General features: G+C 66.0%; 12 protein-coding genes and 1 pseudogene. 7 read left to right on the forward strand and 6 right to left on the reverse strand.

Annotated features, from left to right (window positions below):
- Positions 1 to 4: 4 nt before the first annotated feature.
- The 3 genes and pseudogenes from HP445_RS00945 (at position 5) to HP445_RS00955 (ending at position 2,954) form a co-directional block, all read left to right on the forward strand.
- Positions 5 to 1,102 (forward strand): type I restriction endonuclease, encoded by a 1,098-nt coding sequence (locus tag HP445_RS00945; RefSeq protein WP_128781688.1) that lies wholly within the window; start codon positions 5 to 7, stop codon positions 1,100 to 1,102.
- A gap of 77 nt (positions 1,103 to 1,179) precedes the next feature.
- On the forward strand, positions 1,180 to 1,557 hold the full coding sequence (locus HP445_RS00950) for a hypothetical protein (protein ID WP_128781689.1): 378 nt from the start codon (positions 1,180 to 1,182) through the stop codon (positions 1,555 to 1,557).
- A 205-nt stretch (positions 1,558 to 1,762) separates the two neighbouring features.
- Positions 1,763 to 2,954: pseudogene (locus tag HP445_RS00955) on the forward strand (IS3 family transposase).
- Between the two features lie 742 nt (positions 2,955 to 3,696).
- Here the strand turns inward: HP445_RS00955 and mobF are convergent.
- From mobF to HP445_RS00985, 6 genes are all read right to left on the reverse strand, one after another.
- Positions 3,697 to 4,185 (reverse strand): MobF family relaxase, encoded by a 489-nt coding sequence (gene mobF / locus HP445_RS00960; RefSeq protein ID WP_128781690.1) that lies wholly within the window; start codon positions 4,183 to 4,185, stop codon positions 3,697 to 3,699.
- 25 nt (positions 4,186 to 4,210) lie between these two features.
- On the reverse strand, positions 4,211 to 5,104 hold the full coding sequence (locus HP445_RS00965) for a trypsin-like serine protease (protein ID WP_163343935.1): 894 nt from the start codon (positions 5,102 to 5,104) through the stop codon (positions 4,211 to 4,213).
- Positions 5,105 to 6,615: 1,511 nt separating this feature from the next.
- Entirely contained in the window at positions 6,616 to 7,467 is an 852-nt protein-coding gene (locus HP445_RS00970; RefSeq protein WP_128781692.1) for a carbohydrate ABC transporter permease, read from the reverse strand.
- Positions 7,464 to 8,450 (reverse strand): carbohydrate ABC transporter permease, encoded by a 987-nt coding sequence (locus HP445_RS00975; protein ID WP_232536687.1) that lies wholly within the window; start codon positions 8,448 to 8,450, stop codon positions 7,464 to 7,466. Before HP445_RS00975 ends, HP445_RS00970 begins: the two co-directional genes overlap by 4 nt.
- Before the next feature lie 73 nt (positions 8,451 to 8,523).
- A complete protein-coding gene (locus tag HP445_RS00980; RefSeq protein ID WP_128781693.1) occupies positions 8,524 to 9,849 on the reverse strand; it encodes a sugar ABC transporter substrate-binding protein in 1,326 nt (441 codons plus the stop codon).
- A 44-nt stretch (positions 9,850 to 9,893) separates the two neighbouring features.
- A complete protein-coding gene (locus HP445_RS00985; protein WP_128781694.1) occupies positions 9,894 to 10,943 on the reverse strand; it encodes a glycoside hydrolase family protein in 1,050 nt (349 codons plus the stop codon).
- Between the two features lie 187 nt (positions 10,944 to 11,130).
- Between HP445_RS00985 and HP445_RS00990 the strand changes: the two genes are divergently transcribed.
- From HP445_RS00990 to HP445_RS01005, 4 genes are all read left to right on the forward strand, one after another.
- Positions 11,131 to 12,183: a LacI family DNA-binding transcriptional regulator gene (locus HP445_RS00990; protein ID WP_128781695.1), complete on the forward strand. Its 1,053-nt coding sequence runs from the start codon at positions 11,131 to 11,133 to the stop codon at positions 12,181 to 12,183.
- A 72-nt stretch (positions 12,184 to 12,255) separates the two neighbouring features.
- The gene (locus tag HP445_RS00995; protein WP_128781696.1) at positions 12,256 to 12,903 is read left to right on the forward strand and encodes a class I tRNA ligase family protein; all 648 of its coding nucleotides are present in this window, start codon (positions 12,256 to 12,258) and stop codon (positions 12,901 to 12,903) included.
- Positions 12,900 to 14,033, forward strand: a complete 1,134-nt coding sequence (locus HP445_RS01000; protein WP_128781697.1) for an MFS permease — start codon at positions 12,900 to 12,902, stop codon at positions 14,031 to 14,033. Before HP445_RS00995 ends, HP445_RS01000 begins: the two co-directional genes overlap by 4 nt.
- On the forward strand, positions 14,030 to 14,315 hold a 286-nt coding region (locus HP445_RS01005), incomplete at its 3' end, for an S-adenosylmethionine synthetase N-terminal domain-containing protein (RefSeq protein ID WP_302849931.1). The genes HP445_RS01000 and HP445_RS01005, both read left to right, overlap by 4 nt.

Below are 14,315 nucleotides of genomic sequence, written 5' to 3' on the forward strand. Positions count from 1 at the left end.
ACCAGTGGAGTTCGAAGAACGCCTCGCTGCGCTGGCGACCAAGGTGCAGAACCAGCGCGAGGCCATCCAGACCGAAGAAGCAACGAAGAACGCGTTCGTCATGCCGTTCATCTCGACGATCCTCGGCTACGACGTCTTCAACCCGCTGGAGGTCGTCCCCGAGTTCACCGCCGACGTCGGCGTGAAGCGCGGCGAGAAGGTCGACTACGCGATCATGCGCGACGGCGAGGTGCAGATCCTCATCGAGTGCAAGAAGTCGACCGAGCCGCTGAAGATCGAGCACGCGTCGCAGCTGTTCCGCTACTTCTCCGTCACGAACGCCCGGATCGCTGTCCTGACGAACGGCGAGGTCTACAACTTCTACACGGACCTCGACGCACCGAACAAGATGGACGATCGTCCGTTCCTCGTGCTGGACCTCGCCGACATCGACGAGACCCTGCTCCCCGAACTGAGCAAGCTCACGAAGGACGTCTTCGACCTCGACTCAGTCATCAGCGCCGCTGAGGAACTGAAGTACGTCGGCTCGATCAAGCGAGCGATCGCCGCGCAGTTCCGCGAGCCGGAAGAGGACTTCGTGCGGCTCTTCACGTCACGTGTCTACGACGGCCGGTTCACGCAGGAGGCGCGGACCCAGTTCACGGCGCTCGTTGCGAAGGCCTCGAAGCAGTTCCTCAACGAGCAGGTCAACGACCGGTTGAAGACTGCCCTCGGTGCTTCGTACAGCGCGCCCATCGGTGCTGAGGCGCCGGCAGAGACGGTCCCGAGCGCGGCTGTGGCCGAGGAGGACCTCGACCGCGACACCGAGATCGAGACAACACTCGAGGAGCTCGAGGGCTACCAGATCGTCAAGGCCATCGCCTGCAGTGAGGTCAAGCCGGATCGGATCGCGCATCGCGACCAGAAGTCGTACTTCGCCGTGCTGCTCGACGACAACAACCGCAAGCCGATCGCCCGCCTGTGGTTCAACGGCAAGAAGCAGAAGTACCTCGGCCTGTTCAACGAAAACAAGGTCGAGACGAAACACCCCATCGATGGCATGGACAGCATCTACGAACACGCGGAAGCAATCCGTGCCACGGTGCGCCAACACGCCGGGTAACTCCAGTGCCTACCGACCTGCCGAAACCGCCAGACCTCAGCGGCCCCACCCAAGGTAAAGGCTCGCCCGGATGCGGCGTGATCGCCGGGCTCGGCTGCGGCGGGATCGTGCTGCTCGCCGCTCTAATCGGAGTGCTCTCTTCCTTCGGCAGCAGTCCCGATGACGATGCTGCTGACACCAGCGTGTCCAAGTACACACAGACCTGGAGCAAGCAGTACTCAGATACGAGCTGTGCCGAGTGGAACACCAAACTGACCGCGCAACAACAGTTCGCTGCGGCAGCGGACATGCTCACTTCAGCGCGCAACAAGATTGACGACGGCACCGGGCTCCCCGCCGACTCGCTCATCCACGAGTTCGAACGCGGGATCACCAATGTCTGCGTGGAACCCACCATGACTCTGGCCGACGCAGCGGTCGGCCTCTACGCAACGGAGCCTCGCTTCCACCCCTAATCGAGTCCGTTCTCCCCGTAGCCGATTGGCTACTGCGTCAGCTGCGCGGCCGCGCGGTACTGCGGTCTGCAGGGCCGTGGGACGCAACGCGCGGTGTCACTGGCAGCTGTGCTTCCTGTCCTGGTCACACCGCCTGGGTCTGCTGCACGGATAGGTGACATCTGATCTGGCTTGCCCGGTGGGGTGGGCCTGGAAGGATGCACTCGTGCCCGAGCCCTATCCGCAGGAGTTCCGCGACGACGTCGTCCGCGTCGCTCGGAACCGTGAAGCGGGCGTGACGATCGAGCAGATCGCCGCCGACTTCGGTGTCCACCCGATGACGTTGACGAAGTGGATGCGTCGCGCCGCCGTCGACGACGGGGAACGTCCCGGAACCGCCCGTCCTGAGTCGGAGGAGGTCCGTGAGTTGCGGCGGCGGAACCGGCTCCTCGAGCAGGAAGTCGAGGTGCTCCGGCGTGCTGCTGCGTATCTGTCGCAGGCGAACCTGCCGGGAAAAGGCTCTACCCGCTCGTGAGCGAGCTCGCCGCCGACGGGATCCCCGTCGCGGTGACGTGCCGGGTTCTCAAGCTCGCCCGCCAGCCGTACTACCGGTGGCTGGCAGATCCCGTTTCGCAGAGCGAGGTGGTGCGGGCGTATCGGGCGAACGCGCTGTTCGACGCGCACACGGAGGATCCCGAGTTCGGATATCGACTCCTCGTCGACGAGGCCCGCGACGCCGGCGAACCGATGGCCGATCGGACCGCGTGGACGATCACGTCGCAGAACGGCTGGTGGAGCGCGTTCGGCAAGAAGCGCGGCAAGAACGGGAAGAAGCCCGGCCCCGCGGTCCACGACGACCTCTGCACCGTCACCGACGAGCACGGCCGGACCCGGCACATGTTCACTGCCGAGGCGCCGAACCGGCTGTGGTTGACCGACATCACCGAGCACACCACCGGCGAGGGCAAGCTCTACCTCTGCGCGATCAAGGACGTCTACTCCGGCCGGATCGTGGGCTACTCGATCGACTCCCGCATGACATCCAAGCTCGCCGTGACCGCGTTGGAGAACGCGGTCCGGATTCTGGCGACGTAGCCGGCTGCATCCTGCACTCGGATCGGGGCTCGCAATTTCGAAGCCGGAAACTGCGGCAGGCACTGACCCGTCACAACATGGTCGGCTCGATGGGCAGGGTCGCGTCCTGTGGCGACAACGCGGCGATGGAGAGCTTCTTCGCGCTCCTGCAGAAGAACGTCCTCAACCGGCGCTCGTTGGCCACGCGAGAAGACCTGCGCATCGCGATCGTGACCTGGATCGAGCGGACCTACCACCGGCGACGCCGCCAAGCCCGCCTCGGCCGATTGACGCCAATCGAGTTCGAAACCATCATGAGGACCAACGTCGCTCTCGCGGCGTGACTTCAACTGTCACCTATCCGTGCAGCAGACCCCACAAACTCGGATACCCAACCCCGGTCAACCAGCGAAAATTGCGTACATGAGTACATGTACGCAGGTAGCAACCACAGGCCACAGGGACTGACAACTAAACATCACCCAGGGGTGACTCAACCGCCACCCTCAAGTCGGCATACCCTCCAAGTCCGTCGCTACTAGGGGCGCTCGCCGCATCCTGCCGTAGAATCACTCCACAGGACGCCCGGCCAAGGTTCGATCTGACAGTTGTTCCTTTCAGGCCGGGCGTTCCTTGCGTCTACGGACTTGTAGGTTCCGCGGGAACTCGTCACTTGCGACAAGTTCCGCGGACGGAGACCGGATCATAATCGGGTCGACCGAGGACGTATACGGCCGATGCCTGCTCGTCCCCAGCGCTATCATCTGCGGGGCCGTTAACATCACGCTCCGCGACGCGGGAGTCGCTGAGCGAAGTGAGGATCTGGTGGAGCTGCTTCTTCCGACGCCGCTTGCGCTTCTGGAGTTCCTCCCACACTGCTCCGGGGATCTCCCGGTCTCGCCGATGACCTCGACGCTGACACCGGCGGTGTTCTTCGTCAGGTTACGGATGCCGGTGACGAGCTGCTTCGTGTTGTCGTCAATCGGTCAGCCGGCGGGGATCACGGTCAGGAGTGCGGCGTCGCATGCCTTGTCGAGCTAGCCGGGGATGACCGCCTCGACGTGGTCGAGGTTCTCGATGGTGTCTTCAACGCCGCCGAGGTTCGCCTGCAGCTTTCGGCCCCGAGAGAGAGTTGTACCGCTCGGAGGCGGCGACGCCGAGGTTGTGGAGCATGCGGCCGCCGAGGGAACGCCACTTCCCGTCGACGCCCTGCACCTTCGTCTCGACGGCGACGCGGGTGTGTAGGTCAGGATCCCCGGTACGGGAGTCACGGTGCTCGAACGCGGCCAGCAGCAGGCCGTTGGTCTTCATCTGCGCGACGCCGCCGGCACCGGCACGGGTGTACGCGGCCTCCTGCTCGAACCACGTCATCGCACCCTCCCAGGCAGCCTCGTGTGCGGCGTGGACCTCGCGGGCGATGTGCGCCTCGCGGGGGTCGTTTCGGTCGGCCAGCGCCCACAGAACGAACGCGGACTTCACCGGGCTGAACACCCGTCGTAGCCCGAGACGAACCGCCGTGCGGGCGCGCCACGCTCGGTGAGGAAACCCTGCGATCTCGCCAGGTGGTGGTGTCACGGCCGAGCAATGCGCGGAGGTGTACTCAGCCCCGCTGTAGGGCGAAGCCGGGGAACTGGGCTAGCGCTTCGTGCATCGAGACGTAATACATGGCGCGTGGTTCTTGCCTGCCTCTGGCCGACACGATTCCGTACAGGGTTCCGTTTCGGGTCACCACCGGACCTCCGGAGTCCCCCTGCTGGAGCATCCAGCTATAACTCATAGCCTTTTGGTCGTATCCGTTGGTGCGCAGAGTCGCCTCGATCGGTCGCGTGTGGAATCCGCAGAACCAGCCTGAGAAAGAGCCGCTCGCGCAGAAATCCTCATCAGGGGTCGGGGCTCCGGCGCCGAGAACGTTGATGGGGATTGCAAACGGAACGGCGGTTCCTCCGACCAGCACCATCCCGCGTGCACGAGGGGCGTAGTCAGTAACGGTCGTGCAGAAGGGTCCACCGCTGTGGGTCACCGAGCACTGCTGCCGCAAGAAGGGGGCCGGCGGAACGGCGATGAGCGAGACGTCGAAATCGTCAGAAGTCCTAACGACGTGTCCGACAACCGCCCCATTAACGTAGACGGTGCTGCCGACGTCTCCGCAGTGCTTCGCGGTGATGATATAGCGGGTCGCCCGTTGCGCCTGCGTGATGCGTCCGAACAGACTCGATCGGTAGAGAACCGCCCCTGCAGTGCAGGAAGTATTGTCGACGAGCAGCCTCGTTCCGGCAACGATTGGGAGCTGCAGTCGCTCGGAAATCCGGGGCTTCTGGTCGGCAATCGACCCTGAGGCGGGTGGCGTCGCCTGGATAACGGGAAGCTGCTGCGAAGTCGTCGCTGCCAGATCCGATGGGGCGGCGCTCGCGCTATCGGCTGGCGCGAACGCCCCGGCGAACGCAACCCCGATGACAGCGCAGAGAGCGCCTACCTGCAACGAACGATGGGTCATCCTACGGCCTTTGTGAGGAAAGGTCATTACAGACCTCAGTTTCTGTCTTGGAGTTGTCTAGACGATCGTCTAATTGCGGCGATTTTACGGGCGCGGGGAGCATAGGCGCACCAACAGCGGAACAAATTGTTCCTGAAGGTACCCCAACGTCCTGGGGAGGGGTAATTGTATGGAACAAGTGACTCCGTAAGAGATTGCCATTCGAACGAACGGGAAAAGCGCTATGTCACAGATAATCGCTGAGGAAGGTCGAAGCTCTGTCTGCTCAAGAAGTCACCTTGCCACCAAGTTCGCGTACAATCTGTCGCCGGAATTCGGCAATGAGCGGCCGTCGCTCTCCGCCAGACGCGCCACATAGCAATATCATTGCACAGTAGGTCGCCGCGCTGAGATTGAGCCTGGCGTATAGCCACAAAGTATTACAAAGTCATAGCCCCTGTGGGAGGCACGCGAACGATCGCCGAATTTCCGACGAGCGTTCACACGCCTCAGCATTTCTTTCCCGGGAAAGGATTATCGTGCCGCTATTGATTTAGCGGTAGGTCACCATACGGCAAGCGCGTCAACGTCGATTCTGTCGTGGAAGTGCATTGCATCGCCACCCCTGAGAACGACGGGGAATTCCTGACGATAGCTACCGGGCCTTGCTTCGGCCAAAAATGCTAAAGCGCCAGAAAGCAGCGGTCGTCGGGCGAAGTTCCGCGGTCGTCGATCTTCGCTTCCGGACGTCGGTCGCGACGAACTCCCTCCCGTGCAGAACACGCCAACGAAGCTGGACAGGATGAGGTCGTCCGGGGCGGTGATGGGCCTCGCGCTGGAACTGCGTGATGTCGATCGCGCGCGGTGTGCGCTGCTGAAGCTTCAGCGATGCAGTACGCAGGACCGGCGGTGGGGTCTCACGACGGTCACTCTGCATCGTGTCGCGGACCCGCGAGTGCTTCCCGGGCGGATCGAAGTGACAGCGCTCGTGGTCTCAGTTGGCCGAGGGGAAGTACTGCGCAATCGTCTACGGGGCGCATTGACGCTCCGGTGCTACCTCGGAAGTAGCCTCCGGCGCGAGGAAGCCCGCGATCTCCCCCGGCGTCCTCGGCGCCGTATGCCTGGGCTGTCGGCGGGGTCGTGAATCTCGTCGTCCGTTGATTCCCGTCGCCATCGAGCGCGGGAAGTCCAACATGTGTGGACCCTTAGGGATCTGCTGCAACAGATCCGACTCCCCCGACGCGACGACCGCTACGAAGGTCGTCGGCCCCGCCCGCAGCCGCGTGTGGGGCTCGGAGCGGATCTGTGCTCAAGCATGCTTCGCGCCCACCAATGCCCAGCGGCCCGGCTGGCGTATCAGTCTCGAAGCTCGTGGTCGCCAAGCCGGTCGAGGAGAACGGTGGGGAGCTCATCCGTTGTGCCTGAGTGGGATCGATGTGCCTGCGTGGACCACCGGTACCGGTGTCGGTGGTCCACGCAGGCACCGGTGGAAGCGGAGACCACGGAGATCCCGCCGCCGCGAGATCTCTGCGTCAACCCTTGACGGCCGAACCGGCGATACTCTGGATGAAGAACCGCTGGAACACGAGGAAGACGATCAAGACCGGGAGCACCAGCAGGGTCCCGAAGGCGAACGTCTGTCCCCAGTCGACCGGCGTCTGGCCGGAGAACACGCTCATCTCGAGTGGGAGCGGGCGGGCGGTCGGGTCGGACGTCACGATCGACGGCCAAAGGTACGACCCCCAGGAGCTGAGGAACGTGAGGATGGCCACGGTCGCGAAGACCGGTCTGGCGTTCGGGACGACGACCCGGGCGAACGTGCCAAAGGCCCCGAGACCGTCCAGGCGCGCGGCCTCCTCGATGCTCTTCGGCAGGTTGAGGAAGAACGTGTAGAACAAGAAGATCGAGAACGCGTTCGCCACGAACGGGATCATCTGTACGAACAGGGTGTCGCGCTGGCCGTTCAGCAGGAACAGCAGCGGGACCGCGACGGACTCGAACGGCACGATGATCAGCAGGACGACGATGACGAACACCGCGTTCTTACCGCGCCACTGCAGGCGCGCGAAGGAGTAGCCCGCCATCGAGTTTACGACGAGCCCGCCGAGCACGATGACCAGCGAGATGGCGACGGAGTTGCCCATGAACCGCCAGAAGTACCCCGTCGCGTCCGAGTCGAGGGCCTTGAAGACCCCGAGGTAGTTCTGGAGCGACAGGTGGATGGGGAGGAAGCCGGTGAAGCCGTCGAGGACCTCGGAGCTCGGCTTGAAGCTGCCGATCAGCAGGTAGTAGATCGGCGAGAACATGACCGCCGACATCACGATGAGGATGGTGTAGGAGCCGGCCTTCGAGAGTCGCTTGCGGGTGGGTCGGATGGTGCTCAACTTTCGCTCCTCTGGCGCAGGACGGCTCGCTGGACGAGGGTGATGATGACGATGATCAGGAAGAGGACCACCGAGATGGCGGCGGCCTGACCGACGCTGTTCTCGGCGAGGATCGCGTTCGTCGCCTGGTACAGGACAGTGCGCAGGGCGTTCTCGTTCCCCCCGGCGGTGATGATCAGGATGTACACCTGGTCGTAGACCCGGAAGGCGAAGATCGTCGTGAGCAGCACGACGAAGATCAGGGTGTTCCGGACGCCGGGCACGGTGATGTAGCGGAACTGCTGGAAGACGTTCGCTCGGTCGAGTCGTGCGGCCTCGTAGCGCTCCTCGGGGATCTCCTGCAACGCCGCGAGGATGATCACCATCTGGAAGCCGACGCCCTGCCAGACCGACAGGACGATGACGGAGAGCATCGCCGTGTTGCCGGAGCCGAGCCAGTTGTGCGCGCCGACGGTCCCGCCGGTCACGGTCTCGACCGCGCTGTTCAGCAGACCGTCCCCGCTGCGGTCGAGGATGACGCGCCAGATGACGGCGACGAGCGCCATGGGGAAGACGACGGGCATGAAGAAGAACGTGCGGAAGAACTTGATGCCCTTGAGCTGCTGGTTGAGCAGGACGGCGAACACGAGCGCCAGCCCGGTCTGCACCGGGATGACGACCGCGGCGAAGAAGAGGTTGTTGCCGAGAGCGCGGAAGAACTGCGGCGCCTCGACGGGGTCGGTGAAGAGGCGCACGTACTGCGTGAACCCGAGGAACGTCGGCGGACGCGGCGACCCGATCTGGACGTTGAAGAACGACAGCCCGATCGCAGCGACGAAGGGTACTGCGATGAACAGGACGATGCCGCTCATCGCGGGGAGGGCCATCAGCGGACCGGCGAAGGTGCCGCTCCGCTGCTTGCGCAGTTGTCGGGGATCGCGGCGCTCCCGCGCCCTGGATGGCATCGGCGGGGCATCCGACTGGGGACTGGTCGTGCTGGTCACTGGTGCTCCTGGTCGTCCTGTTCGGGGGCGGTGCCGGTGGAGACGTCGGGCAGGCCGACGTCTCCACCGCCGATCACTTGTAGTCGTTGCTGTCGGAGAAGGCCTGGTCGATGGACTGGGCCGCGGTGGTCAGCTGCTCCTTCGCGTCGGCGCCGCCCCAGACCGCGGAGAGCGCACTGGCGAACTTCGAGGTGATGACCGGGTAGCCCGGGGTCACCGGTCGGTAGACCGCGATACAGGAGTCCGTGATCGCCGTGGCGGGGCAGGACTGCTCGAGCTGTTGCCCCCAGAGGGCGAGGGCACCACCGGGCTGGTAGTCGGCCTGCTTGTCGAACACGGACTTCGTCGCTGCCGGAGCACCGTTCGCGTCCGTGATCGCCTTGACGCTGGTGTCGTTGAGCAGGTAGTCCATGAAGGCACCTGCGGCCTTGCCGTTCTTGGTGGCCGAGCTCATGCCCCAGGTCCAGGACCCGGCGCCGACCTTCTCGCCATTACCGAAGTTCGGCAGCGGCAGGGCCACGAGGTTGCTGCCGACCGCCTTCGAGTAGGCCGGGTAGTTCCAGTGTCCGCTGAGGCTCAGCGCGACGCGGCCGTTCTGGAAGGCGTTGCCGTCCGTGTTCGCGTCGACGTAGGGCTTCCAGGACGCGATGTCCTCGAGGGCCTTGACCGAGGCGGCGGAGTTCAGCACACCGGTGGCCTTGTCACCCTGGACGAGGTTGCCCCCGGCAGACTGGACCATCGGCGAGAAGCCGTACGTGCCCCACTCGGCGTTCAGCGACGCTTCGGTGAGGTCGAGCGCTTTCCCTGAGGAGTTCGCCGCGGCGAGCTTCTTCAGCGCCGCCGAGAACTGTTCCGGCGTCCACGCAGTGGACGGCGAAGTCGGGAGCTGAACACCGGCGGCCTTGAGGAGCTTCTTGTTGCCGTAGAGGCCCATCGCCGAGCTGTACTGCGCGAGGCCGTAGAGCTTGCCGTTGTCGGTACCCTCGGCGATCGAGCCGCTCGTGGCGTTGCTGACGGTGGACTTCGACACGTAGTCGCTGAGCGGAGTGAGCTTGCCGTTGTAGACGTAGCTCGCGAGCGTCGGGCCGTCGATCTCGAGCACATCCGGCAACTTGTTCGTCGGGGTGTTCGTCACGGTGCTGGTGTAGGTGTCGCCGGAGATGAGCTTCAGGGTCGCCTTCACCTTCTTCTGCGACGCGTTGAAGCCCTTGACGGCGTTCTGGATGGCCGCGACCTCGGAGTCCTGGCCTTGGTGGCCCCAGACGACGATGCTGCCGGTCCCGCTGCCAGCAGCACTGCTGGAAGCGGAGCCGGAGGAGCAGCCGGTGAGGGCAGCAGCGGCGACCGCGGCGAGGGCGATGACCGTTCCTGTCCGGCGGACGAGGGACGTGGTGTGCATGGTTCTCCTTGAGTGGGATCGGGTGTCGGTCGGTGGGACGGCGCTCAGGGAGCGGCCGTACCGCTGCCGGCGGGGCAGGGTTGGGTCTGGGTCTGGGTCTGGGTCTGGGCCGTGGGCGTCGCTGGACGGAGGGCCAGCCGACCGTCGATGACGTGCACGTCGACCGGGTCGTGCAGGAAGCCGGGCAGGGGTTCTCCGGCGCGGCCGTTCGCGAAGGTCATCAGGACGGGTGAGCCGTCGCGACGACGGACGATCCGGCCCGAGTAGCACGTCACGTCGGTCAGCGGCTCGGCATCCGTCACGTCGAACGGACCGAAGGGCCCGTCGATCGGGACCGACCAGGTGCCCGGTGTCTCGTCGGCGCGTGGATTGGCCGTGCTGAGGGCGTCAGCGGGGCAGGAGAACACCAGGAACCAGGCGCCGTCGACCTGCACGACCTGCGGTACCTCGAGGTGGACGAAGCCCGATCCGGGTGAGGTCAGCGGCGGCTGTACCTCCCAGCGCTCGAGGTCGGTGGACGTCGCGTGTCCGATGACTCCGCGGTCGTCGAGCGCTCCCTCGGTGGAGCGGGCGGTGACGAGCATGTGCCAGAGGCCGCCAGAGGGGTCCTCGTGGACCCACGGGTCGCGCCAGGCCTCTTCCGGGAAGAGTGCGCCGTCGACGTCGGGGTCGTTGCCGAGGGTCTCGTACCAGCGGGGGTCGGAGCGCGTCACAGGGCCGGGCAGCTTCTGCCAGGTGACGAGGTCGTCGGACACGGCGACCCCGACCGTCTCGATGTTGGTGTGGACGGGCTCGTCCTCGAGGAACCGTGTGCCGGTGTAGAACATCCGCCAGCGGTCGTCCTGGCCGCGCACGACGCTCCCGGTCCAGGTCGTCGTCCCGTCGAACGCGTCGTCGGGACCGGGCCCGAACGGTCCGTCCAGGATCGCCCAGTCGACGAGGTCGTCGGAGACGGCATGACCGATGCGGGCTGCACGGTGTCGACGGTGCTCGTCGCCGAGTGACCGCGGTGCGTGGAGGAAGAACACGTGGTGGCGGTCGCCGTCGTCGGCGAACCAGAAGTCCCACACCCAGTGGTCGGGGAGCCTCAGCACGGGAGCACCGTTGCCCGGAAGCGGCGTTGGCCGTCGGTCGAGGGAAGGTCGTGCACGGGGTTCCACCACTCATCATCGAGGGGTCCACCGCCATGGTGAACCGGTTAATCACGTATGGTGTACCGGTTCACCACGGTCTGTCAAGCCCGTATGCTGGAGAGGTGCGAACAATGACGACGAGGTCGAGATGAGCGCCCGTCGAGTGACGCTCTCCGACGTCGCCGCTCGCGTCGGGCTGTCCAAGGCAGCCGTCTCGCAGGTGCTCAACTCCCACCCGGCATCGCGCGTCTCCGTCGACGCCGCAGCCCGCATCCGTGCCGCAGCGGGTGAACTCGGTTACCGACCGAACCTCACTGCACGGTCACTCACCACTCGCCGGTCCGGTGTCATCGGACTCGTCTCCGAGGCCATCACGACTGACCGGTTCGGGTCGGGCATGATCCGCGGCGCCCTCGCCGAGGCGAAGCGCCAGGGATACGTCCTCTTCATCACCGAGACCGAGGACCAGCAGGCCGGGATCGTCTCGTCGTTCGGTGTGCTCGTCGACCACCAGGTGGACGGGCTCATCTACGCTTCGATCCGACCGCACGCCGTCGAACTCCCTGAGATCAACGCGGACATCCCCGTCGTCATGCTCAACGCAGTCGCATCCCGTCCGACCGCCACCGTCCTCGCCGATGAGCACGCCGGCGGCGAGTCGATCGTGCGGCTCCTGCTCGACGCCGGCCACACCGAGGACGTCGTCATCATCGGCCGCGATCGGTCCGTCCGCCCGGCTTGGACCACCCGCGCGATCGAACGGCGCCTCGCCGGGATATCGGCGGCCCTCGCGGCCCACGACGTCGTGCCGATCAGTGAGATCGACATGCCCGAGTGGGATCCCGACCACGGCTACGAAGCCATGCGGGGCCTGCTCGCCAGCGGCCGTCGCCCTGGAGCGGTGATCGCCCTGAACGACCGGCTCGCCTTCGGTGTCTACCGTGCGCTGACCGAAGCGGGACTCCGGGTCTCCGAGGACGTCTCAGTCGTTTCCTTCGATGACGACGACATCGCGTTGTACCTCGAACCGACCCTGACCACCGCGGCGCTGCCGTACGAGGAGATGGGGGCCCTGGCGGTCCGCACCCTCCTTGACCCGGACTTGACCGTCGGTGAACAGCTCGTCCCGATGCCGATCCGGGTACGCGGTTCGGTGTCCGCAGTCCCGCAGGCTCTGCAGTCGTTCGACCGGCCACACTGATGCCATTCCGACCGAGGTCCTGAGCGCCGCGCCGCCGCGGCCGCCCGGTCGAACACCCGGGTCCCGGACCGGATCAGCGTCTCCCGATCGGCCTCACGGACCCGACACGTCGGCGTCCCGGTGCCAAATGATCCCGGCCAGGTCATCCACTCCGGACTAGTCGCCGCAGCCGCATACCTGCTACCCACGAGCATCGGTGGCTGGACCACCGCGGCGAGGCGGACCCAGGTGTTCGGAAAGGGACTGGTGAACCTCCACACGACCGTCGTCCCGATGCTCTGCACCGCGCTCGACGTCCCCAGCGCCGATCAGCTCCACATCCACCACAACCTGCGCCTCGACGGAGCCGACCCTCGGTCGGCCGCGAGCCGGGCCGGCCGACTCTCCGCGCTCCTCCAGGCACACGGCGTCTCGGCAGTCCGTTGGTGGCTCGCACGGCTCGGACTCACCCGGCGCGACGCGGATCTCGCCCTGCGGGACCTGCCGCTGCTACGCCGGCGCGAACTCGGGACGCCGCCGCGGGCGCGCCGCGCCAGCGGCTCGGAGGGCTTCGGGCACTTCCTCGAGGCCGACCTGGACGCAGTCGACCTGGCGCGGATCACCCGGTCCGTCCTGGTCGCACGGGCCGACCCTGCGCTACTCGACGCCCTCGCTCCGGAGACTCGGCGGCGTTTCGACGCCGTCGCGACCTGGCTCAGCGGCACGGAGGGCTACGAGTGAGCCTCCGCTACATGGTGGCGCTCGTCCTGCTGGTCGTCGTCCGCGCGGGTGGCTTCAGCTCGATCATCGCCGTGGTCTGGTTCCGCGACGTCTACGAGGCCACCGGTGCCGCGTTGGTGCTCGCCGCGTTCGGCATTGGCACGGTGGTGTTCCCCGCACTGGCGGGTGCGCTCGTCCATGCTCGGACCCTAACTAGGGTGCTGGGGGTGGTGATGACCACGAACGGGCTAGTCATGTTCATCCTCCCGCTCGTCGTGGGCGCGCCCGTCGCAGCCCCGGTGGCTTTAATGTTCCTCGTCGGGGCGACGTCCGGCGCTGCCCGGTCACTGCTCGGGACCGCGATCACGTTCGCGGCGCCCAACGGACAGCGGGCCAGGACGCAGTCCACGATCGCCTGGGCCGCGAACCTCGGCGCCGCGGCCGCAGCGGGCGTCGCCGGGCTGGTCACCGCCACGACCCAGCAATACGGCGTGCTGTTCGCGATCGAGGGCGTCGTCCTGCTTGCAGCGGCCCCAATCGCACTCATCCTCGGACCAATCGCGGTCCCGGCGCTCGGGTCGTTGCGAGATCTTCGCCTCGAAGACGCCCGACGCCTCGGAGCTGCGCTGACCGTCGGGATCGGCGCCACCGCGCTGATGCAGGGCCTGGGGACCGCGTTCGCCCTCGGGACCCGCCACCCGGAGTCCTACGTGTCAGCCGCTCTACTAAACGGGGCACTCGTCCTCGTCCTGCAGCCCCTTGCCGTACGGCTCCTCCGCGACTCCGCAGCGACGCACTACCTCATGGCGGGGTCGGCAGTCGGTGCCGTAACAGCGATCACGATGGCCGTCACCGACAGCTGGGCCGTCCTCGGCGTGGGTTGGACAATCACCGAGCTGCTGCTCGCTGCGGGCATGATGCCGACGATCCTCAACCGGACCCCGGCCCGCCTCCACACCGCGGCTTTCGGGGTTGTCGGGTCAGCGTGGGGCATCACGGCCGCCGGGGTAACGGCGTTACTCGTCCCGGCAGCCAGCATCGCGGGCTCTGCCGGCGGGTGGGCACTCATCGCTGCAGTTGGGGTCGCCCTCGCACTCGGTGCAGCACCGCGGCCCCGCATCACGGCTTCATTCATCGAAAGGAAACCATGACCATTACCGACCGCGGTCCGGCGACGACCGGCCGTCGCATCGCCAGCAAGCTGCGCCTCTTCACGTCCGAGTCGGTGACCGAGGGGCACCCCGACAAGATCTGCGACCAGATCTCGGACAGCATCCTCGACGCACTGCTGACGGTCGACCCGAACGCGCGCGTCGCCGTCGAGACGATGGTGACCACCGGGCTCGTGCACGTCGCCGGCGAGGTCACGACCTCCGGCTACGTCGAGATCCCCAAGCTCGTCCGTGACGTCATCACCGGCATCGGCTACAACT

Origin of the sequence: Curtobacterium flaccumfaciens, assembly GCF_013359815.1 — a bacterium.
Lineage (GTDB): Bacteria > Actinomycetota > Actinomycetes > Actinomycetales > Microbacteriaceae > Curtobacterium > Curtobacterium flaccumfaciens.

Excerpts from the sequence above, each read along its gene's own strand:
- HP445_RS00990 (WP_128781695.1), top strand. The coding sequence starts at position 11,131 with ATGAGCGCCCGTCGAGTGACGCTCTCCGACGTCGCCGCTCGCGTCGGG.
- HP445_RS00980 (WP_128781693.1), bottom strand. The coding sequence starts at position 9,849 with ATGCACACCACGTCCCTCGTCCGCCGGACAGGAACGGTCATCGCCCTC.
- HP445_RS00965 (WP_163343935.1), bottom strand. The coding sequence starts at position 5,104 with ATGACCCATCGTTCGTTGCAGGTAGGCGCTCTCTGCGCTGTCATCGGG.